The sequence below is a fragment of the Hymenobacter gummosus genome, assembly GCF_003970915.1.
GTDB lineage: Bacteria > Bacteroidota > Bacteroidia > Cytophagales > Hymenobacteraceae > Solirubrum > Solirubrum gummosum.
The window spans coordinates 91,499-114,019 of sequence record NZ_RXOF01000002.1 but is presented as its reverse complement, the minus strand read 5'-3'; the positions used below and the strand labels follow the sequence as shown (position 1 = coordinate 114,019).

Below are 22,521 nucleotides of genomic sequence, written 5' to 3'. Positions count from 1 at the left end.
AGCCGCCCTTGGCCCGCCGGCTATTTCTGCCCGTTGGCTTCGTAATCCATGCGCAGGCTGCCGGTGTCGCCGCTGATGCGCAGGTTCAGGGTGGCGGTCTGGCCCGAGGGATTCAGCAGCAGCGCGGCCGAGCCGGGCAGGAAGCTCAGCGTGGCGCGCTGCCCCGGCGCGAGCGTGGCCTTGCCGAACAGGCCGCCGCCGCGGGGCCGCTCCTTGAATTCCACCGGTACCGGGCCCACGTTGCGGGCTTCGACTTTGAAGCGGCCCGGCTGCCCGCCGCCAAGCACGAACTGCTTGCCGGGCTCGATGAGCAGGTGGGAGCTGATGCCGCCGGCCCAGCTGATGGTGGCCACGAGCAGGCCGGCCAGCACTGCTGCACCCATCACTGCCGGGCGCCGCCGCTGGTCCGGAGCAGCTACGGCAGCCTCGGCAGCCGGCGCGGGGGCGGCCACGGCCGCGCGGCGCGTGAGCCAGTAATCCAACGAATAGCGGCCCGGACCGACGGCGGTGATGACCACAAAGGCCCAGAACAGCAGCTGCTGGAAGTACATGCCGGTGATGGGCGATGGATCTTCGTACCACAGGAAGGCCACCACGAAAAACTGGAAGGCCAGCTGCAGCCCGCTCCAGCGGGTAAACAGCCCCAGAGCAATCAGCAGCCCGCCGACAAATTCGCCGTAGACTGCGGCCCCGGCCCAAAAATAGGCCGAGGGAAAAGTGAAGCCGAGGCCGGCCACCTGTTGCACGAACCAGTCGGGCGGGCCAGGCATGCGGGCGCTGGCCAGGGCGACGAGGTTGGTGAGCTTGGGCCAGCCGGCCCCATCGGCAATGGACAAACCGACGTGCAGGCGGAACAGCAGCCAGGCCACGTCAATGGCACGGCTGGGCAAGGGAGTGGCGGAAAACAGCAGTTTTTTCATGGCGCAGCATGGGTTGGTTGAACAGCCCAAAACTGCCCTGTAGCCCGCGCCGAAGCGTTTCAGCTTATGATTCGGGACGCCCCGGATTGTGGTTTGAGCCGTTGGGCCGCTTCACTCGGGGTTTCGCCCGTCAGTTTTTTGAACACCCGGTTGAAAGTAGACTTGGAGTTGAAGCCCGACTCCAGGGCCACGGCCAGCAGGGTGTAGTGGACAAACTTCGGGTCACCCAGCTTTTGCTCGGCCTCGTGCACCCGGTACTCGTTCACGAAGTCGTTGAAGTTCTGCCCGCAGCCGGCATTGATGACCCGCGACAACCACGAGGTATTGGTGCGCAATTGGGCGGCCAGCTCACCCAAGGTCAGCTCCGGGGCGAGGTAGGGCTGCTGCTCCTGCATGTGCCGCCGCAGCCGCGCGGTCCAGCGCGTCAGCTCGGGGTCGTCGGCCCCTGCTGCTACGGCCGCCGCTACTCCGGTCGGCACCGTCACAACGGCGGTTTGCGCCACGGCCGTCAGTTGGGGCTCCGGCGCAGGTATAACCGGCACCGCGTCGGTATCTGTCGGCGCTGTCGGAGGGGGCGCAGGCACGGAAACGGGCTCGGGCGCCGCGGGCTGAAAGTGCAGCGGCGCGGTGAGGCGATGGTTGGCCAGCAGGCCGGCAATACTCAGGTAGTAGATGAGCAGGCCGGTGAAGAAGTAGTCGTACCAGCTTTGGTAGTAGTCCAGCTCACTCACGGCCGAGTTGAACAGCTCGAAGGCCAGCGTCACCACCAAGCCGGCGGGAATGGCCAGCAGCACATTGCGCAGCCAGCCGAAACGCAGCCGCTCCGTGTCGGAAAAGTTGTCGTTGAGGTAGCGGCGGTAAGCCCGGTATTCGCGCAGTGTCAGCAGGGCGTAGACTACGGTGAGCAGGTAGCCCAAGTCTTCGGGCAGGTAGCCCAGGGGCACCCCATCGAGCCAGGTGGCCAGCACGCCCTTGGTGCCGAAGTGCCCCGGCAGCGGCCGGTTCAGCACTTCGTGGAGGTAACCGATGTCGTAGACCCACATGCCCAGCCGCCACGCCAGGTACAGCAGCGCGGGGGCGAAGTGCCACCCGTCGCGGGGCCGGAAGCGAAACTCCTGGTTGGTGAGGCTGCGGAAGTAGAAGTACAGCGCCGGCCCCACCGCCAGCCAGTTGCTGAACGGGAAGTAGAACATGAAGCTGCTGTACGCGTCGTGCGAGTCGTACCAACCGGCGAAACCCAGCATCCACTGCGCCAGCCGGGACGTGCTCAGCAGCAGCAGCAGGGCCAGCCACCCGTCGGCGGGCGTGCCGTGCTGCCGGCGGCGCAGCAGCAGTACGGCGCTGACCACTACGCCCTGCACGAAGAAGGGCAGCAGCAGGCTACTATACACACTAAACGTGAACGGCATGGCGCGAAGGACGGGGCCGCGGGGCAGTAGCGCAACTGCCGGGGCTAAAAAAACGCCCCCGGCCGCCAGGGCTTCGGCTAGCGGCTACCCCACGGGCCCGGGTAAATCCAGGGCCTTGCCAACCGGCGCATTGATGCTGCAAATAGCCTAGCAAGATTAGCGGGCGGCACACCGAAAATTACCATTTTTCAGCGGACAGACGCCCCATTATTTAAATTGCATTATTCCAATTTTATTCTAATGCATAGATTCGGCAACGAGGCAACCCTCTTGCTTGTCTTCAATGCCTGGCGCTACGGTCGAGCTTTGCGCCGGGCTGTAACGCAAAAAAACTCCGCAGGTTACAAAACCGCTTGCAAATGCCTGGAAAAGCATTACTACGCCGAATTAAGCATCGAGAATATCCTATTATCAGGATAAGATACTATAATAGATGATTCGCCAAAACGCATAATGAAGGCCGAGGGCGAAAAGGGACATTTGACGCACTGTATTCTGACTGCAATACAGGAAAATTCTCCTTTTCTCCCCCAACATAAATGAGGCGTCATCTACTCCCACTTGTGCTGCTCTCAAGCGCCACTACGGCTTCCTATGCCCAGTCGCGCCAGACGCACTCCATTTCCGGTCTGGTCATTTCGGCCGACAGCAAAGAAACCATAGCCGGGGCCACGGTTATCCTGAAAGGCACCACCACCGGCAACACGACCAACGCGGACGGCAAGTTTATCCTGAACGTCCCGGCTGGCGAGCCGGCTACGCTGGTGGTGAGCTTCCTGGGCTACCGCCCCGAAGAAGTAACGGTGGAGCCCGGCCAGAACGTGGTGGAAGTGCGCCTGGAAGAAAACGTGGCCACCCTGAACGACGTGGTGGTTATCGGCTTCGGCGCGGTGAAAAAGCGCGACGTGACCGGCTCCATTGCCTCGGTGAAGGCCGAGGAAATCGTGCAGACGCCCACCCACAACGCGGTGGAAGCCCTGCAGGGCCGCGTGCCCGGCGCCGACATCGTGCGCAACTCAGGCGCGGCCGGCGCGGGCTCGTCCATCACCATCCGCGGCAACCGCTCCATCAACAGCCCCGGCAGCGGCATCGACAAGAACAGCCCGCTGGTGGTTATCGACGGCTACCAGGGCGGCAACATCAGCGACCTGAACCCGAACGACATCGAGAGCGTGGAGGTGCTGAAGGACGCCTCGGCCACGGCCATCTACGGGGCCCAGGGCGCCAACGGCGTGATTATCGTGTCGACCAAGCGCGGGGCCGCCGGCAAAGTGCGCGTGGACTACAACGGCTACTACGGCGTGAACGACTACCAGTTCCCGGAGTCGCGCATCGGGGAGGGCTACGTGGCCCTGCGCCGCGAGGCCTTCCGCACGGTGGGCCAGTGGAGCACGCCGGCCGACGACGCCCGCCTGTTTCCGGCCCCCGGCGAGTACGACGCGGTGCAGAACGGGCAGTGGGTGAACTGGATGGACCTGGTGAAAAACCGCGGCATTCAGCAGAGCCACGCCGTGTCCTTGCGCGGGGGCTCGGAGGCCACCAAGGTGTTTGCCTCGGCCGGCTACTTCCGCGAGGAAGGCATGCTGACCAACAACTTCAACCGCTTAAACAGCCGCCTGAACCTGGACCAGACCATCAGCAAGGTGTTCAAGACCGGCCTGCTGACCCAGGTAACCTACTACCAGCAGAACGACCGGCGCGACCCGCTGAGCGTGGTCACCTCCATCAGCCCGCTGGGCGTGCCCTACGACGCGGACGGCCGCGTCAACACCTTCCCCATCGCGTCGGACCAGACGCGCATCAGCCCGCTGGCCGATGAGCTGGGGCCCAATACGGCCCGCAACAACACGATTCGCACCAACATCATTGCCAACGGCTACCTGGAAGCCAAGCCCCTGCGCGGCCTGACGCTGCGCACCAACTTCGGCTCCAACATGGACTTCCGCCGCCAGGGCATCTTCAACGACCGTCTGTCGCTGGGCCAGAACGGCCGCGGCTTCTCGGCCGCCTCGACGGAAAATACCTTCAGCCGCTTCATCAACTGGGACAACATCGTGACCTACGTGCAGGAGCTGGGCAAGAGCACGCTGACGCTGACGGGTATCACGAACTACATCCGCAGCGACGTGGACAACACCTACGCCGGCGGCCAGAGCCAGCTGCTGTCCTCGCAGCTGTTCTACGACCTGAACTCGACCAGCACCACGGCCCGCACGTTCGCCTCGCCGAGCACGCCGCCGTACGTGGGCTCGAAGAACATGGCCTACGCCGGCCGCGTGAACTACAACTACGCCGGCAAGTACCTGCTGACGGTGACCGGCCGCTACGACGGGGCCTCCCGCCTGGCCCCCGGCAACAAGTGGGACTTCTTCCCCTCGGTGGCCGCCGCCTGGAACATCGGCGACGAGGACTTCCTGCGCAACAGCCGCAAGCTCACCCAACTGAAGCTGCGCACCAGCTACGGGGTAGCCGGCAACTACGCCATTGCCCCCTACGGCACCCAGAGCGTGCTGTCGGCCTCGCCGCGCATGAGCTTCGGCGACGTGCCCGCCCAGATGTACACGTTCTCGCCCACCGTGGGCAACCCGAACCTGGGCTGGGAAAAGTCGGCAACGCTGAACCTGGGCCTGGACCTGGGCTTCTTCGACAACCGCCTGACGGCCAACCTGGACGTGTACGACACGCGCACCTCCGACATTCTGCTGCTGCGCCCGCTGCCCCTCTCCACGGGCGTGACGCAGGTGTACGAGAACATCGGCGGCACCCGCAACCGGGGCGTCGAGTTGGCCGTGACCTCGCAGAACTTCTCCACCGAGAACTTCAGCTGGACGACCACGCTGACCCTGACCCGCAACAAGGAGGAAATTACCGACCTGCTCGACGGCCGCGACATCATTGCCACCAGCGGCCCGGAAACCAACTCGCTGCTGCTGGGCCGCCCCGTGGGCTCGTTCTACACCTACGAGAAGCAGGGCATCTGGCAGACCTCGGAAGCCGATGAGGCCGCCAAGTACAAGGTGGGCAACTACGTCATGCAGCCCGGCGACATCAAGGTGGCCGACCTGAACGGGGACTTCATCATCGACGCCAAGGACCAGACCTACATCGGCTCGACGGTGCCCAAGTTCGTGGCTGGCCTGCAGAACACGGTGCGCTACCGCGGCTTCGATTTGAACGTGTTTGCCCTGGCCCGCTACGGCCAGATGATCAACGCGCAGTTCCTGGGCCGCTACAACCCCAGCGGCAACGGCAACGGCCCGGCCAGCCTCGACTATTGGACCCCGGAAAACCCGACCAACGACTTCCCGCGCCCCCGCAAGGACAGCAACCTGAACTCGTACGCCGGCTACACCGGCTACCAGGCCCTGAACTTCGTCGACGGCTCCTTCTTCAAGATCCGCACGATGACGCTGGGCTACACCCTGCCCAAGTCCATCGGCAGCAAGGTGATGCTGCAGAACGCGCGCCTGTACGTGACGGCCACGAACCTGCTCATCCTCACCAAGAGCGACCTGCTCGATAACTACGACCCCGAGCGTGGCGGCGCCGAATCGACCCCGCTGAGCCGGCAGGTGCTGGTGGGCCTGAACCTCTCCTTCTAACGACTTCTCCCCCCGACTTTACGATGAAATTCAATACCCCGAAGCTGCTGGGGCGCGTGGCCCTGGCCGCTGCTGCCCTGAGCCTGGGCGCCTGCAACGACCTGGACGAGCACAACCCCTCCAACGCCACCGCCGACACCGTGTGGACGACGCCGGAAGGCTTCGTGACGGTGGTCAACGCGGCCTACTCCGACCAGCGCAACTGGTACGGGTTGGAAGACGGCGTGTTTATGGCCGAAGCCGGCACCGACCTGTGGTACAACGAGCGGAAGGGCACCTACGCCGCCCAGCTCACCCAGTACGCGGGCTTCACCCCGCTGACCGGCAACCCGAACCGCGCCACCTGGACGGCCATGTGGCGGGCCGTTAACCTGTGCAACGCGGGCATCAACCGCATCAACCAGGCCGGCTTCACCAACGCCACCGACCGCGCCCGCCGCGAAGGGGAGCTGCGCTTCCTGCGCGCCTTCTACTACTGGCACGTGGTGGAAACCTGGGGCGGCGTGATGCTGCGCACCGAGGAAACCAAGACCCCGCTGGTAACGGCCGTGCGTAGCTCGGTGCCCGAGTTCTACAACCTGATCATCTCGGACCTGCAGTTTGCCGCCGCCAACCTGCCGGTGAGCTGGGGCGCCGAGTACAGCCGCGCCACCAAGAAGGCCGCCATGGGCTTTCTGGCCCGCGCCTACCTCTCGCGCGCTTACTACAGCGGCGGCTCGGAGGCCCAGCAGTTCTTCACCCTGGCCCGCAACACGGCCAACGAGGTGATTAGCAACAAGGCCACCCTGCTCACCGACCTGCGCCCCAACTACGCCGACCTCTGGACCCAGGCCAACAACAAAACCCTGGGCCGCGACGGCGGCGAAGCCCTTTACGTGGTGAGTAACTCCACCAACGTGGGCCTGAACATCAGCGACAACGGCAACCGCCTGTTCCAGGTGTACCAAGCGCCCTACAACGGCCGCCCGGGCCTGGAGTCGAGCGTGGCCTACGGCTTCGAAAGCAACCGCCGCCTGATGCCCACCCGCACCCTGCTCGACCTCTACGACCAGCAGCGCGACAACCGCTACGACGGCTCGTTCCAGGAAGTATGGATTGCCAACCGCGCCTACACCTGGACGGCCGCCGACGTGGCCACCTACAACTAAGGACGCCAGCCTGGTGGGCCGGCAGATTCGGGTGAGCGACACGGCCATGGTGGCCACCAAGCGCGCGGTGCCCGGCAAGCGCACCAAGAACTACGTGGTGTACGACCGCGACGACGTGTACAACGCCAACGGTACCATCAAGACCGGCCTGAACTACGTCAACCTGAAGAAATTCTGGGACACGAACCGCTCGGCGGCCAACATTCAGGCCGGCACCAACGACGTGGTGGTGATGCGCCTGGCTGAGATGTACCTGATTTCGGCCGAGGCCGAGCACAAGCTGGGCAACAACACCGCCGCCGACATGATCAACGTGCTGCGGGTGCGCGCCGCCAAGAAAACCCCGGTGGACTACTCGCAGGCCATGCGCATCACGGCTTCCGACGTGACGCTGGACTTCATCCTGGATGAGCGCGCCCGCGAGTTTGTCGGGGAGTATATCCGCTGGTTTGACGTGAAGCGCATGAAGAACAACAACGACTTCGCCAGCTACATCAAGGCCCGCAACCCCGACATCAGCCAGGTGCAGGACTACCACCGCCTGCGCCCCATCCGCCAGGAGGAGCTGAACGCGCTGCTGAACGCCGCCGAGTTCGGCCAGAACCCCGGCTACTAACCGCCCGGCCGGCCGGCATCGGTGCTCCTGGCCCGGTGCCGGCACCAGGGTTGCCGCTTACCTCTCCTTCTCCCCCAACGCCCTCCGGCCGCCGTGGTGCTTGCCGCATTCCACCGGCCGTGTATTCCCACTGTATGCGTATGCCTCTACTCCTGCTTCTGGGCATGTGCTGTTGCGTGCCCCTTACGCTGCGCGCCCAGGGCCACGTCCGCCAGACCGATCTGGACAGCGGCCGCGTAGAAAAAGGCCGCCGCCTCGGGGTCTGGTCGTTTTACGCCCTCACCGCCAGCGGCCGTAAGGTGCTGATTCAGCGCTACTACTTCGACCGGAAGAAGCTTCTTTACTACCGCAAATTGGAAAGCCAGCCCTACCGCCACCAGGTGGGCAGCGACTGGCTGAACGGCCCACTCGACCGCCCGCCCATGTACCTCGGCGGCGACGCGCTGCTGGCCACTTACATCCGCCAACTGGAGTACCCCGAGCAGGCCCGCACCAACAACGTGCAGGGCCGCGTTATCGTCCGCTTCGTGGTGGATACCCTCGGACAGGCCTCCGAGTACCAGGTGCTGCAGGGCATCGGCTCCGGCTGCGACGAAGAAGCCCTGCGCGTGGCCCGCAACATTCCCCACGAGTGGATTCCGGGCCGCAAGGGCGGCCGGGCGGTGAAAGTGCAGTACGAGCTGCCCTTCACCTTCCGCCTGGCCGAAAGACCCGCCTCCGGCTTCTGACCCCGCTACCCGAAAACGCGCCAGGCCCCGGTCGTCGTGACGACCGGGGCCTGGTGTGTTTTCGGCGGTTTTCTTGCCCGGGCAAGCGTGTCGTTGTAGTGGTATAGGGCCTGCCTTGGGCGCCTAAAAGTCGACAGACGTTTTGAGGCTGTAGCCGCAGCGCGGCGCCATATTGGTAGAAATACGGACGACACGAACGTAGAGCTGCAGCGCAGCGGCATGGCCGTGCTGACATCCGGACGCCAGCAAAACCATGCCGCTGCGCTGCAGCTCTGCTTGCTTTCTGCTATTCGGGTCCTACCAACATGGCGCCGCGCTGCGGCTGCAGCCCCAATGCGAAGCCGAATCAGCTCCTATCAATAGAGGCGCACAACCAGTCGCGCACAGGCCAGAGGCTGTTCAGCCCCGCCGCAGCCGCTGACGTCTCATCAGCTGCGGCGGCCAGCGCGACGAGCCGCGCGGTCATTAGCCGCTACACCAGGCCGTCTTCGGCCAGCTGCCGGCGCAGCAGGTAGGTGCGCTGCAGGGCCTCCACCAGCCGCGCCGATTCGGCGAAATCCAGGGTCTGCTGCCCGTCGGAGGCGGCGCGCTCGGGCACGGGGGCGGTTTCGTAGAGGATGCCGTCGGCGCCGGCCATGACGGCGGCCAGGGCCAGCGGCGGCACGTGCTCCCGGATGCCGATGCCGTGCGAGGGGTCGACGAAGACGGGCAAATGGGTTTTCTCCTTCAGGATGGGCACCGCATTCAGGTCCAGGGTATTGCGCGAGGCCGTTTCGAAGGTACGAATGCCCCGCTCGCAGAGGATGATGTGCTCGTTGCCGCCCGAGAAGATGTACTCGGCCGAGTGCAGCAGCTCCTCCACCGTGCCCGACACGCCGCGCTTGAGCAGCACGGGCTTATCCACCTGGCCCAGCGCGTCGAGCAGGTTGAAGTTCTGGGTGTTGCGGGCGCCCACCTGGAACACGTCCACGTAGTCGAGCATTTCTTCCACCTGCGACACCTGCATGACCTCTGTGACGATGCGCAGGCCGTACTGCCGGGCCAGGCGGTAAAAGTCGCGCAGGCCGTCGAGCCCCAGGCCGCGGAAGGAGTACGGCGAGGACCGGGGCTTGAACACCCCGCCGCGCATGAGCCGCACGCCGCTCTGCACCAGGTGCTGCATCACGGCCTCCATCTGCGCCTCGCTCTCGATGCTGCAGGGCCCGGCCACGACGCTGAGCGTGCCTTCGCCCAGGCGCAAATCGTCGCCCAAATCAATGACGGTGGGGCGCACGCGCCACTTGCGCGACACCAGCTGGTAGTCGTCGGAAACCTGGTGCACGTCGAGCACCCCGGGCAGGGCGCCGATGCGGCGGATGTCTACGTCTTTGGGGCCGAGGGCCACGAGGTAGGCGGCGCGCTGGGTGCGCACCGGGGTGACTTTGAAGCGCAGCTCCCGCAGCTGAGCTACCAGGCTTTCCTGGGCATCGGCGCTGAGCGTGGGTTCGAGGGTAAGGACCATTGGGAAAGGATGAGTGGGTGTAGCGCTGAGTGGTACTCGGCGCTGCGGACGCAGGCGCCACTACGGGGCTGCTGGGGTTTGGAGGGTAGTGGCCGGGGTATTCGGGGCGGCCGGCGCGGGTTATCGTTCAACGACGGGCGCCTCGCGAGGCGCCCCTACGACACCGGCGCGGGTTATCGGGCCGGGATGGGTGGGCCGATGATGCGCTGCACGAACTCGCGGGCGGCCTGATGGGGGTCGGCGGCACCGTCGAGGGCGCGCAGCAGGGCCGAGCCGATGATGGCGCCGTGGGCGTGCCGGCAGGCGGCGTCGAAGGAGGCTTTATCAGCAATGCCGAAGCCGACGAGGCGGGGGTTGCGCAGGTTCAGGGCTTCCACGCGCTGCAGGTAGGCCTGCTGGGCGCCGTGGTCGGCGGTCTGGTTGCCGCCCGTCAGGCCCGGGCCCGACACGAGGTACAGGAAGGAGTCGGTCAGCTCGTCGAGGCGGCGGATGCGGGCCTCGGAGGTCTGCGGGGTAATGAGGAACACCGGGCGCAGGTTGTGCTGGCGAAACAGCTCCTGGTACTCGGCGGCGTACTCCTCGGCCGGCAGATCGGGCAGGATGACCCCGTCGATGCCCGCCGCGGAAGCCAGCCGGCAGAACTCCTCCATGCCCAGCTGCAGCACCGGATTCAGGTAGCCCATGAGCAGCAGCGGCGTATCGGGCAGATGCTCCCGGACGCCCTGCAGCTCCTGCAGCAGCAATTTCAGCGTCATGCCGTTGCGCAGCGCTACCGAGCTGGTTTGCTGAATTACCGGGCCGTCGGCCAGCGGGTCGGAGAAGGGCACTCCGATTTCCAGGATGTCGGCGCCGGCGGCGGCCAGGGTTTGCAGCAGGGGCACGGTGTCGTGCAGCGCGGGGTAGCCGGCCGTGATGTAGAGGTTCAGCAGGCCCTGAGGCTTGCGGGCGAAAAGGGTTTTAAACCGGTTAGGCGCCACGGTAGGTTGGTCGGTGTTCAAGGAAGTTGAGGCTACGCTGTAGCGCGGGTTTCAGCCCGCGTCCGTCCGGACGATTGTCGCAGACCGGCTGCCGTGTGAGCGGCTTGAATTACTATCTGACGGACGCGGGCTAAAGTCCGCGCTACAGCGGGCTAGGCGAGGTGCAGCTCGCGCAGGTAGGTTTCCAGGTCTTTGTCGCCGCGGCCGCTGAGGTTCAGGACCACCACGTCGTCGGCTTGCAGCGGCAGCGCCGTCAGGGCGGCAATGGCGTGGGCCGATTCCAGGGCCGGGATGATGCCTTCGAGGCGGCTGCAGAGCTGGGCGGCCTGCAGGGCGTCGGCGTCGGTGATGCTGAGGAACCGGGCCCGGCGCGAATCGGCCAGGAAAGCGTGCAGCGGGCCGATGCCGGGGTAGTCGAGGCCGGCCGAAATGGAGTGCGGCTCGGTGATTTGGCCGTGCTCGTCCTGCATCAGCAGCGTGCGGCTGCCGTGGATGATGCCCGGCCGCCCCAGCACCGTGGTAGCCGCCGATTTCCCGCTGTCGACGCCGTGGCCGGCCGCTTCCACGGCCACCAGCTCCACGGCGGGCTCGTCGAGGAAGTGGTAGAAGGCGCCGGCCGCGTTGGAGCCGCCGCCCACGCAGGCCACCACGTAATCGGGCAGCTCCCGCCCGGCCTGCTCCAGCAGCTGCCGCCGCATTTCCTCGCTGATGACGGCCTGCAGGCGGGCCACCAGGTCGGGGTACGGGTGCGGGCCCACGACGGAGCCGATGATGTAGTGCGTGTCGGTGGGGTTGCTGATCCAGTCCCGGATGGCCTCGTTGGTGGCGTCCTTGAGCGTCTGGGAGCCGCTGACGGCGGGCCGCACCTCGGCGCCGAGCATGCGCATGCGGGCCACGTTGGGCTTCTGCCGTTCCATGTCCACGGCGCCCATGTACACGATGCACTCCAGCCCGCGCAGGGCGCAGACGGTGGCCGTAGCTACGCCGTGCTGCCCGGCCCCGGTTTCGGCAATGATGCGCTTTTTGCCCAGCCGCTCAGCCAGCAGAATCTGCCCCACCGTGTTGTTGATTTTGTGGGCGCCGGTGTGGCAGAGGTCCTCGCGCTTCAGGTAGATGGTGGCCCCGAAGTGCTTCGATAACCGCTCCGCTTTGAACAGCGGCGTGGGGCGGCCCACGTAGTCGCGCAGCAGCTGCTGGTACTCCTGCCGGAAGCTTTCATCGGCGAGGATGTCGAGGTATTGCGCCCGCAGCTCCTCCACGTTCGGGTAGAGCATTTCGGGAATAAAGGCGCCGCCGAAGGGGCCGTAGTAGCCGCGGGCGTCGGGTTGGTAGTGGCTCATGGTGTGGTTCTGGTTGTTGGGTTCTCGCAGAGGTCCGCAGAAGAGACGCGGAGGTTCGCTGAGGTCGTTCCAGAACAGCTCAGCGTTCCTCCGCGAAGCCTCTGCGTTCCTCTGCGGGCAATTCTATCCGCGCAGCTCGCCGATAAAGGATTGCAAAAGCCCCGTATCCTTCAGCCCTGGCGCCTGCTCCACGCGGCTGTTCACGTCGAAGCCGGCCAGGCCGGGCAATTGCAGGTGGCGCAGGGCCGCGGCGTTGGCCGGGCCGAGGCCGCCGGCCAGCAGGTAGGGCGTGGGCAGGCTATACCCCCGCAGCAGCTCCCAGTCGAAGCTGACGCCGTTGCCGCCCGCCGCCGGCCCCGCGGTGTCGAATACGAAATAGGCGCAGTGCGGGGCGTAGGCCGCCAGCTGCTCCAGATTGAGCACCTCCCCCACCCCGATGGCCTTGAGCACCGGCAGCCCGGCGGCGGCCAGCTCGGCGCATTCCTCGGGCGTTTCCTGCCCGTGCAGCTGCACCGCCGTCAGCCCGAAGTGCAGGGCTGTGCGCCGGACGACGGCCGGTTTCTCGTCGACGAATACGCCGACCTTGGCAATCGGCAGGGTGCGCAGCTGGGCCGCATCCAGGGCCGTCGGGGCGTAGCGCGGCGACTTGGGGGCGAAGATGAAGCCGAGCATGTCGACCGGCAGCGTGGCCACGGCGGCTACGTTGGCGGGGTATTTCAGCCCGCACACCTTTAGCAGGGGGCGGTCGGGACGCGGGGCGGGCAGCACGGCTGTTCGGAGGTCGGCGGGCATGGTCATACGGGGTATCAGGCTACGGGGGCCAGTTCGCGCAGCTGCTGCACCAGGGCGGCACAGGCCCGCTCGGGGCGGCCGTGGCGCATAAACGTCTCGCCGATGAGGAAGCCCTGGTAGCCGGCCCGGCGCAGGGTGGCAATGTCCTGGGCGGTGCGCAGCCCGCTTTCGGCCACCCGGCCCAGGCTGGCCGGCAGGTGAGCCGCCAGCTCCAGGCTGCGGTCGAGGCTCACCGAGAAGTCGCGCAGGTCGCGGTTGTTGACGCCTACGAGGTCCACCGCGTCCAGGGCCACGTCGAGGGTGCGCTGCAGCTCGTCTAGGTCGCGCACTTCCAGCAGCACTTCCAGGTCGAGGGCCCGGGCCTGCCGGCCCAGGTCGCGCACTTCCTCGGGCGTGAGGATGCCGGCAATGAGCAGCACCGCGTCGGCCCCGATGCTGCGGGCTTCGAGCAGCTGGTAGGCGTCGATGACGAAGTCCTTGCGCAGAATCGGGCAGAGGTTGAAGCGCCGGGCGGTGCTCAAATCCTCGTTCTTGCCGCCGAAAAACTCGGTATCCGTCAGCACCGACAAGGCGGCGGCGCCGGCCTGCATGTAGCCCAGGGTGGTGCGCTCCACCGGGGCAAACTCGTTGATCCAGCCCTTCGAGGGGGAGCGGCGCTTGAATTCGGCAATGATACCGCTCAGCTCGGGCCGGGCGAGGTACTGGCGCAAAGACAAGGTGGGCGCGTCAAGGTACTGGCTGCGCTCCAGCAGCTTCTCGGGCACCAGGCTGCGGCGCTCGGCCACTTCCTGCCGCTTGTGGGCCACGATGCGGGTGAGAATGTCGTTCATGAGAATGGGGTTCGAAAGTGGCATAAGCTTGAGCTTGTGCTGGCGCGGAACGCGCCAAGGCGGAATTGCGCGTTACTGCGCGGAACCGGATTGCGGCCGTTGGCCGCAGCACCAGCTGAAGCTTATGCTACTGCGTTAGTGCGTGTTTAGCAGGCCGATAAAGGCGTGGCGGGCGCGGCCGGAATCGAGGGATTCGTAGGCGGCTTCGAGGGCGTCGGAGAGGCTGCTGGCGGGGTTGATGCAGCAAATGCCGAGGGCGGCGTTGGCGGCCACTGCGTCGCACTGGGCGCGGGTACCCTTGCCGTCGAGCACGTCGCGGAAGAGGCGGGCGGAGCCTTCCACCGAGCGGCCCCCGGCCAGGTCCTGGGCCTGGATAACGGGCAGGCCCAGGGCTTCGGCCGTGAGCAGCCGCTCCCCGCCCTCGGAGGTGGCAATCTTGGCCTCGCCGGTCAGGCTCAGCTCGTCGTAGCCGTCGAGGGCGTGTACCACGGCGTAGCGCGTGCCCGATTCCTGCAGCAGATACTGGTAGAGGCGCAGCAGCTCCAGGCTGTACACGCCCAGCAGCTGGGCCGCGGGCCGGGCCGGGTTGATCAGCGGGCCGAGCATGTTGAAGAAAGTACGCACGCCCAGGTCGCGGCGCACGGGGGCCACGCGGCGCATGGCCGGGTGAAAGGCCGGGGCGTGCAGAAAGCAGATGCCGGCCACGTCGAGCTGCCGCCGCATGCGGTCGGGCGGGGTGTCGAAATCGTAGCCGAAGTAGGCCAGGATATTGGAGGCGCCCACCGAGGACGACACGCCGAAGTTGCCGTGCTTGGCCACCTTGTAGCCCGCCCCCGCCACCACGAACGAGGCCAGGGTGCTGATGTTGAGGGTTTCCTTGCCGTCGCCGCCGGTGCCCACGATGTCGAGCAGCTCGTGGGTGTCCAGCTCCGGGTCGCGGCACAGCTCCAGCAGCGCGTCGCGGAAGCCGGCCAGCTCGGGCACGGTGATGGGGCGCATGCGGTAGACCGTCAGCAGGGCGGCGGCTTCCGCGTCGTTGACCTCGCCCTGGCCCAGGCGCAGCATCAGCGCGTGCGCCTCGGCGCGGCTCAGGGTATGGTGGTCGAACAGAGCGTTGAGCAGTTGTTTCATTGCTATTGCATTGTCAAATGGCTTAATGGTTAAATGGCTGGTCGTTCTGCTAGCGTTGAACAATCAACCATTTAGCCATCCAGCCATTTAGCCATTTAACCAGTTATTCAGCAACTGATGGCCGTGCTCGGTCAGCACCGACTCGGGGTGGAATTGCACGCCGCGCACGTCGTACTCGCGGTGGCGCAGGGCCATGATTTCGCCCGCGTCGTCGTGGGCGGTGGCTTCCAGGCAGGCGGGCAGCGAGTCGGGGCGCACGGCCCAGGAGTGGTAGCGGCCCACTCGAAACTCCGGCGGCAGGCCCCGAAACAGCCGCTCGTCGGGCCGGGCCACCCGGGCCTGGCTGGCCACGCCGTGGTGCACCTCGGTGAGGTTCACCAGCGCCGCCCCAAAGCTTTCAGCAATGCCCTGGTGGCCCAGGCACACGCCCAGAATGCGCTTCGAGGGGGCGTAGCGCCGGATCAGCTCGGGCATCAGGCCGGCTTCGGCCGGAATGCCGGGCCCGGGCGACAGCAGCACCGCGTCGTAGCCGGCTACTTCGTCGAGGTCGAGCTGGTCGTTGCGGCGCACGGTGAGGTCGGCGCCGTGGCCCAGCTCGCGCAGCACCTGCACCAGGTTGTAGGTAAAGGAGTCGTAGTTGTCGAAGACGAGGATGCTCATGGCTTGGAGGGAGGTGACACGTGACAGGTTCGGGGTAACCGGTGACACGTGACAGGTTAGGTTCTGGCGGCGCGGTTCCGCGCGGGCCAGAAACTCGCTGCCGTGGGTCGTCGGTCAGTCTGCGCTGCGCCAAAGACCAACGGCGGCGGCCCGGCGGCCGCCGACGGGGTTCAGAGGGCCACTGTGGACAGCGGGGCCCGGTCGCCGACTTCCACCGGCTGCACTTCCTCGCCGGCTTTGGCGGCCTGGCGCAGGGCCTGGCGCAGGGCGCCCAGCTTGTGGTGCACCTCGTTCAGCTCCGCTTCGAGGTCGGATTTGGCCACCACGCCCGCGCCGGCCTGGTAGTACAGGGTGCCGGCCACGCTTACGAAGGAGCGAATGAAGATGGCGTGGTTGAACGAGCCGTCGAGGCCCAGGTGGCCCAGGCAGCCGCCGTACACGCCGCGGGCCGAGGGCTCCAGCGCGTCGATGAGCTGCATGGCCCGCACCTTGGGCGCGCCCGAGAGCGTGCCGGCCGGGAAGGTATCGGCGGCCACCACCAGCGGGTCGGTGCCGGCGGCCAGCGTGGCGGCCACGTGGCTGACGAGGTGAATGACGTGCGAGTAGTACTGGATTTCGCGGAAGCGGCGCACCTCCACTTTCTCGCCGTGCCGGGCTAAGTCGTTGCGGGCCAGGTCCACCAGCATCACGTGCTCGGCGTTTTCCTTGGGGTCGGCCACCAGCTTTTCGGCCAGGGCGGCGTCCTCGGCGTCGTGGCCGGTGCGGCGGAAGGTGCCGGCAATGGGGAAGATGCTGGCTTCGCCCTTTTCCACCCGCAGCTGGGGCTCGGGCGAGGAACCCAGCAGGCGGTAGCTGCCGTAGTCGAAATAGAACAGATAGGGCGAGGGGTTGATGGCCCGCAGGGCGCGGTACACCTGAAACTCGTCGCCGCGGAAGCGCTGCTGAAAGCGCCGCGAGGCCACCAGCTGAAACACGTCGCCGCGCAGGCAATGCTGCCGGGCCTGGCCCAGCACCCGGCGGAACTCGTCGTCGGTCTGGTTGGTCTGCTCCTCCCCTTCCAGGCTGAAGCTGAAGGCCGGGCGCACGGGGCTGCGCACCACGCTCAGCAGGCGCTGCAGGGCCGCTTCGTCGGGCTGCTGACTGGCGGGCGTGTGCTCGAAGATGTGCAGCTCCTGGCGGTAGTGGTTCAGGGCCAGCACGTAGCGGTACAGGCCGTAGCGGGCGTCGGGCAGCTGGTACGGGGCGGGCTTGGCCTCCTCGAAGCGCACATCCTCGCAGTACTGGGCTGCGCCGTAGCCCATGAAGCCGAACAAGCCGCCGGTGATAAACGGCTGCCCGCAGTCGGGGGCCTCGAACTGGTCGGCGAAGCGGCGCAGGCGCGGCAGGGCTTCGTGGCGCGGGTCGGCCAGCCGGGTGCGCTGCTCGGGGCGGCCGGGCAGGCGCTCCAGCAGCTCGGCCCCGCGCAGCTCGAAGCGGGCCAGCTCGTCGAGTACGATATAGGAAAAGGCGTTCTGCTGGGCGTGGTAGTCGGAGCTTTCCAGCAGCAGGCAGCCGGGGTACTGGTCGCGCAGGCGCAGAAACAGGCCCACCGGTGTCACGGTGTCGGCGGGCAGGCGCAGGTGGCGGGTACGCAAAGGAATGGCGGCGGACATGGGCAAACGAAAAAAGGCGGGCGGACGAGGGGAAAAGCCAACCCGGAAAAACAACAAGCCCGGCTGGTGGGCCGGGCTTGCACTGCTAGGGTTTGAAGTGTAGCAGGGTCAACTGCTTCAACTACGCACGCGCAGATTACTGGTCCCGACCGGATACTCGGCAGGGCCACCACCAGCGCAGCTGAATAGTAGTTGAGGCGAAAAGCATGGTGAGTGAATGGTTGACGCTGCAAAAGTACGGCAGCCTCGCAACTTTCGCCAAGCCACAATGAAATTATTTCAACTAACGAGTAAAATTTTTAACACTTATCAAAATAGAGGGCTGGGAAAATCAAGCTTTCCAAAATGCCGCAACGAAAGCCCAACCGTTTTGCCGAATTTCCAACGCGGCCTGCGCCTCAGTTGCGCACAAACGGCTGGCTGAGCGTCTGCTTTTCCCCTTTCAGCCGGGCCACGTAGGCGCCGGGGCGTAGTTCGGCCACGCTCAGCGTAGCGGCGGCCCGCAGCGTGCGGCGCAGCACCACCCGCCCGGCCGAATCCACAATTTCCAAGCGGGCATGGCGCCAGCCCTCGGGCAGCTGCACGGTTAGCTGCTGGCTCGCGGGGTTCGGGAAGAGCTGGAACGCGGCGGCGCGGCTGGCCGTTCCCGCCGCCGTGGGGCCGGCGGGGCGGTACAGCCACTGGTAGGCGGCCGGAAACTCGCGCCGCCAGAACCACTCGGCGTGCTGCCCGTCGGTGCGCACTTGGTAGTTGAGGTCGGTGGCGGCGTAACCGGCGCGCAGCAGGGAGTCGCGCACGGCCTGCATCAGGGGCACCATGGTCTGGCTTTCCTGGGTGCCGGCCACGAAGTAGAAGCGCGTGGGCTGGCTGGCCGTGGCGCGGTGCTGGTGCAGGTAGTTTTTCAGGCTGGCTTCGGCAAACCAGAACGCGGGCGAGAAAACGGCCGCCCGCCCGAATACCGCCGGGTACTGCAGGGCCGCGTACAGCGAAATCAGCCCGCCCATGCTGCTGCCCCCGATGCCGGTATTCAGGCGGTCGGGCAGGGTGCGGTACTGCTGGTCCACGTAGGGCTTGAGCGTCTGCACCAGAAAATCCACGTACTGCGCGCCCTGCCCGCCGCCGTACTGCGGGTTGTTCCAGGGCGAGTACTCGTTGAGGCGCTGGGCCCCGTCGTTGTCCACGGCCACCACGATGCAGCCGGTAGCGTCCTGCCCGCTCTGCTGCAGCTGGGCCAGCGTCTCATCCACGCCCCACTCGCCCGAGAAGCTGGTGCACTGGTCGAACACGTTCTGCCCATCGTGCAGGTAAAGCACGGGGTAGCGGCGGCCCGAAGTGGCGTAATCCGAGGGCAGATACACCCACACGCGCCGGGTGCGGCCGAGCTGGGGTATCTGGAAGCTGGTGCTCATTACCTGCACGTTGGGCTGCAGGGCCGAAGACGTGCAAGTGCTCGGCGCGCCGAGGTCTTTCCAGTTCACCACCTGCAAATCCACCGTGACGGGCGCCCCGGTGGCGGTGTAGCGGCGGTTGCCGATGTCCTGGTTCTGCGCGTCGGATTCTACCGAAGACCAGGCCCCGCGGGTGAACTTGAATTCCAGCGCCCCGGTTACGGTGGCCGGCAGCGTCACGGTGTAGCTGCCATCGGGCTGGCGCGTGAGGGCGTGGGCCGCGCTGCCCGGGTTCCAGTTGTTCATCGAGCCGGCCAGGTACAACGTGGCCCCGGCGGGGGTACTGGCCGGCACGCTGGTCAGGCGAAAAGTGGTTTGTGCCTGGGCGCTACCGGCCAGCAGGACGAGCAAGGCAAAAAAAAGACGCATATAATTCGGTATGTTGACAGCGCAAAAGTGATAGAAACCAGCGAAATTTGTCCAGCCGTACTCCCCGGTGATTAAACGCTCACTCACACCCGCTGCCCTGGTTTCGGACTTTACGCTGGCTGATTTGCTGATAATCAAGAGCCTATGTAAATCACCACAACCTGCCCCTGCAAAAAATCACGTCCTGCTCCTGGTTTTCTTCATGGTTTTTACGCTGGCCGAAACTTTATTTTGCGCAGTTTATTAATGAGTAGCCGGCGCTGACGCCTGGATTTCGCCCCTTCCGGGTCTAATTCCGCCAACGTTTGCGCCGCTTTACTGCCGCCGACATTCCCTGCAATTTTCCCACAACCCATTTCATGTCATCATGAAGCACACTTACCTGCCGAAACTCTGGTTTCTGCTATTTTTCATTTGTTGCACGCTGAGTGCGGCCGCCCAGGGCACTGTGAGCGGGCGCGTGCTCGACGAAAAGCAACAGGCGCTGCCGGGCGTTACCGTCATCATCGAGGGTACGCAGCTGGGTAGCTCCACCAACGCCGAGGGCCAATTTCTGATCCAGAACGTGCCGGCCGGCGCGCAGACGGTGGTTACCTCCTTTGTGGGCTACTCCACCCAGCGCGTACCGGTGAACGTGGCCAACGGGCAGACCACTTCGGTATCGGATATCACCCTGGGCGAAAACACCACCCTGCTGAACGAGGCCGTGGTAGTGGGCTACGGCGTGCAGCGCCGCCAGGACGTGACCGGCTCCATTGCCTCGGTACAGGCCAAGGACTTCGTGCCGGGCCAGGTGACCAACCCCGAGCAGCTGGTGCAGGGCAAGGTTTCCGGCGTGAACATCACCACCGGCGGCGGTGCCCCGGGCGCAGCTACCACCATCCGCATTCGCGGCGGCTCCTCGCTCAACGCCAACAACGACCCGCTGTACGTAATCGACGGCGTGGCCGTGGACAAAGGCGGCATCAGCGGCGCCAGCAACCCGCTCTCGCTGATCAACCCGAACGATATCGAGAGCATCACCATTCTGAAGGACGCCTCGGCCCTGGCCATCTACGGCAACCGCGCCTCCAACGGGGTAGTGCTCATCACCACCAAGCGCGGCCTGCAGGGCGAGAAGCTGACGGTGAACTTCTCCTCGCAGACCTCGGTATCGCGCCCCTTCAAGACCTACGAGGTGCTGGGCGCCGACGAGTTCCGCTCGCTGATTCAGGCCAACGGCATCCCCTCGCAGGTAGCGACGCTGGGCACGGCCAATACCAACTGGCAGGACGAAATCTTCCGTACTGCCATGACCTACGACAACAACGTCAGCCTGACCGGCAACCTGGGCAAGCTGCCCTTCCGCGTGTCGTACGGCAACCTGTACCAGGACGGCATCGTCATCACCAACAACCTGAAGCGTAACACCGGCTCGGTGAGCCTGTCGCCGGTTATCCTCGACGGCCACCTGAAAATCGACGTGAATGCCAAGGGCACGCAGCTGAAGAACCGCTTCATCGACAACGGTCAGATCGGCAACGCCCTGTTCTACGACCCCACGCAGCCGGTGCGCTCCGCGGAGGCCCAGTTTGCTCCCTTCGGCGGCTACTTCCAGTACCTGACCCCCGCCGGCGTACCGCTGACGCTGGCCCCCGGCAACCCGGTAGCGGCCCTGCGCAACACCAACAACGTCAGCGACGTGAAGCGCTTCATCGGCAACGTGCAGCTGGACTACAAGTTCCACTTCCTGCCCGAGCTGCGCGCCAACCTGAACCTGGCCACCGACATTTCGCGCGGCGAAGGCTCGACCACGAACTCGGTAACCGACTTCGGCAACTTCAACAGCGCCGCCACCAACATCAACCAGAACGGCCGCTACTTCCAGTACAAGCAGAACAAGGACATGCGCCTGCTGGACTTCTACCTGGCCTACAACAAGCAGCTGGGGGAAAACACCAAGTTCGACATCCAGGCTGGCTACTCGTACCAGAAGTTTGAGGAAGAAGGTCCGCTGTTCCTCCCCTACCGCTTCGACCGCACCACGCTGTTTACCGCCGGGCAGGAGCTGACGGTAGCCGGGTACTACAACCCCTACCTGCTCATCTCCTACTTCGGCCGCGCCAACCTCTCGGTGAAGGACCGCTACCTGCTGACGGCGACCCTGCGTAACGACCGCACCTCGCGCTTCCTCGAAGACGAGCAGAGCGGCTACTTCCCGGCTGTGGGCCTGGGCTGGCGCCTCAAGGGCGAGAACTTCCTCGCCGACAACGCTTCCGTGACGGAGCTGAAGCTGCGCGCTGGCTACGGCCTGACCGGCCAGCAGGAAATCGGTGGCCCCTTCGACGCGCTGCCGCGCTACGTGACCGGCCGCTCGGGCGTGCAGTACCAGTTCGGGGTGGATGCCAACGGCAACCCCATCTTCGTGCCGACGCTGCGTCCCTCGGGCTACAACCCGGAGCTGCGCTGGGAAACCACTTCTACCCTGAACGTGGGTCTGGACTGGGGCTTGCTGGACAACCGCCTTTCGGGCACCATCGACGCCTACGAGCGGGAAACCACTGACCTGTTCGCCAACGTATTTGTGCCGGCTGGCGGCCTGAGCAACCAGCTGAACCGTAACGTCGGCTCGCTGCGCAACCGCGGCATCGAATTCGCCATCAACGCAGTGCCCGTCCGCGGTGAGAGCTTCACCTGGGATTTGAACTTCAACGCCGCCTATAACAAGACGGAAATCACCGACCTCGGCCGTCAGCAGGAAGGCTTCGTGGGCTACCAGGTAGAAGGCATCCCCGGCGGCACCGGCAGCAACATCCAGATCCAGTCGGTAGGCTACCCCAACAACGCTTACTACGTGTACCAGCAGGTGTACGGCGAGGACGGCCGCCCGGTAGAAGGCGTGTACGTGGACCGCAACGGCGACGGGCAGGTCAACGAACAGGACCTGTACCGCTACAAGCAGCGCGCTCCGCTGGCCACCTTCGGCTTCACCACCAACCTGACCTACAAGAAGCTGACCCTGTCGGCCGTGCTGCGCGCCAACGCCGGCAACTACGTGTACAACTCGCTGGCCGGCAACCTGGCCAACTACGCCAACGCCCGCACCTCGACCGGCTTCGTGGGGAACCTGCCGGTGGGCATCCGCGACACAGGTTTCCGCACCCAGCAGATCCTGTCGGACTACTACGTGGAGAACGGCTCGTTTATCCGCGGCGAGAACATCACCCTGGGCTACAACTTCGGCAAGATTTTCCGCGAAGGGACGAATCTTCGCGTGACGGCTGCTGTTCAGAACGTGTTCCTCATCACCAAGTACAGCGGCCTGGACCCGGAGATTTTCACCGGGGTTGACAACAACTTCTACCCGCGCGCCCGCACCTTTACGTTCGGCCTGAACGCCAGCTTCTAACCTACCCCAC

16 protein-coding genes are annotated in these 22,521 nt (G+C 65.6%); 5 read left to right on the top strand and 11 right to left on the bottom strand.

The genetic code is table 11. From position 1 onward, the window contains the following. Positions 1-20: 20 nt before the first annotated feature. Positions 21-920, bottom strand: a complete 900-nt coding sequence (locus EJV47_RS03785; protein WP_126691813.1) for a DoxX family protein — start codon at positions 918-920, stop codon at positions 21-23. A gap of 59 nt (positions 921-979) precedes the next feature. After that, positions 980-2,329 carry a helix-turn-helix domain-containing protein gene (locus EJV47_RS03780; protein ID WP_126691812.1) on the bottom strand — a complete coding sequence of 450 codons (1,350 nt, stop codon included), beginning with the start codon at positions 2,327-2,329 and terminating at the stop codon, positions 980-982. 563 nt (positions 2,330-2,892) lie between these two features. Here EJV47_RS03780 and EJV47_RS03775 point away from each other — a divergent pair. From EJV47_RS03775 to EJV47_RS03760, 4 genes are all read left to right on the top strand, one after another. Continuing rightward, complete coding sequence (locus tag EJV47_RS03775) at positions 2,893-5,931, top strand: SusC/RagA family TonB-linked outer membrane protein (RefSeq protein ID WP_165903608.1); 3,039 nt, start codon at positions 2,893-2,895, stop codon at positions 5,929-5,931. A gap of 23 nt (positions 5,932-5,954) precedes the next feature. Continuing rightward, positions 5,955-7,079 (top strand): RagB/SusD family nutrient uptake outer membrane protein, encoded by a 1,125-nt coding sequence (locus EJV47_RS03770; protein ID WP_126691810.1) that lies wholly within the window; start codon positions 5,955-5,957, stop codon positions 7,077-7,079. 13 nt (positions 7,080-7,092) lie between these two features. Next, positions 7,093-7,695 (top strand): RagB/SusD family nutrient uptake outer membrane protein, encoded by a 603-nt coding sequence (locus EJV47_RS03765; protein WP_126691809.1) that lies wholly within the window; start codon positions 7,093-7,095, stop codon positions 7,693-7,695. A 140-nt stretch (positions 7,696-7,835) separates the two neighbouring features. Then, positions 7,836-8,423, top strand: a complete 588-nt coding sequence (locus tag EJV47_RS03760) for an energy transducer TonB (RefSeq protein WP_165903607.1) — start codon at positions 7,836-7,838, stop codon at positions 8,421-8,423. Between the two features lie 472 nt (positions 8,424-8,895). On the opposite strand, the gene EJV47_RS03755 is transcribed toward EJV47_RS03760, so the two are convergent. The 9 genes from EJV47_RS03755 to EJV47_RS03715 all read right to left on the bottom strand — a co-directional run bounded on the left by EJV47_RS03755 (position 8,896) and on the right by EJV47_RS03715 (position 19,123). Continuing rightward, a complete protein-coding gene (locus EJV47_RS03755; RefSeq protein ID WP_126691807.1) occupies positions 8,896-9,924 on the bottom strand; it encodes a bifunctional 3-deoxy-7-phosphoheptulonate synthase/chorismate mutase in 1,029 nt (342 codons plus the stop codon). A 173-nt stretch (positions 9,925-10,097) separates the two neighbouring features. Then, entirely contained in the window at positions 10,098-10,922 is an 825-nt protein-coding gene (gene trpA / locus EJV47_RS03750) for a tryptophan synthase subunit alpha (protein ID WP_243650996.1), read from the bottom strand. A 131-nt stretch (positions 10,923-11,053) separates the two neighbouring features. Next, complete coding sequence (trpB, locus tag EJV47_RS03745; RefSeq protein ID WP_126691806.1) at positions 11,054-12,241, bottom strand: tryptophan synthase subunit beta; 1,188 nt, start codon at positions 12,239-12,241, stop codon at positions 11,054-11,056. A gap of 123 nt (positions 12,242-12,364) precedes the next feature. Then, the gene (locus EJV47_RS03740; protein WP_165903606.1) at positions 12,365-13,033 is read right to left on the bottom strand and encodes a phosphoribosylanthranilate isomerase; all 669 of its coding nucleotides are present in this window, start codon (positions 13,031-13,033) and stop codon (positions 12,365-12,367) included. 14 nt (positions 13,034-13,047) lie between these two features. Beyond that, a complete protein-coding gene (gene trpC, locus EJV47_RS03735; RefSeq protein WP_126691804.1) occupies positions 13,048-13,863 on the bottom strand; it encodes an indole-3-glycerol phosphate synthase TrpC in 816 nt (271 codons plus the stop codon). Between the two features lie 135 nt (positions 13,864-13,998). Continuing rightward, a complete protein-coding gene (gene trpD, locus EJV47_RS03730) occupies positions 13,999-14,994 on the bottom strand; it encodes an anthranilate phosphoribosyltransferase (RefSeq protein WP_126691803.1) in 996 nt (331 codons plus the stop codon). Positions 14,995-15,081: 87 nt separating this feature from the next. Next, complete coding sequence (locus EJV47_RS03725) at positions 15,082-15,654, bottom strand: anthranilate synthase component II (protein ID WP_126691802.1); 573 nt, start codon at positions 15,652-15,654, stop codon at positions 15,082-15,084. Between the two features lie 170 nt (positions 15,655-15,824). Next, positions 15,825-17,306 carry an anthranilate synthase component I family protein gene (locus EJV47_RS03720; RefSeq protein WP_126691801.1) on the bottom strand — a complete coding sequence of 494 codons (1,482 nt, stop codon included), beginning with the start codon at positions 17,304-17,306 and terminating at the stop codon, positions 15,825-15,827. A gap of 398 nt (positions 17,307-17,704) precedes the next feature. Next, the gene (locus EJV47_RS03715; protein WP_126691800.1) at positions 17,705-19,123 is read right to left on the bottom strand and encodes an alpha/beta hydrolase-fold protein; all 1,419 of its coding nucleotides are present in this window, start codon (positions 19,121-19,123) and stop codon (positions 17,705-17,707) included. Between the two features lie 367 nt (positions 19,124-19,490). On the opposite strand from EJV47_RS03715, the gene EJV47_RS03710 reads away from it, so the two are divergent. Next, positions 19,491-22,511: a SusC/RagA family TonB-linked outer membrane protein gene (locus EJV47_RS03710; RefSeq protein WP_126691799.1), complete on the top strand. Its 3,021-nt coding sequence runs from the start codon at positions 19,491-19,493 to the stop codon at positions 22,509-22,511. Positions 22,512-22,521 lie beyond the last annotated feature (10 nt).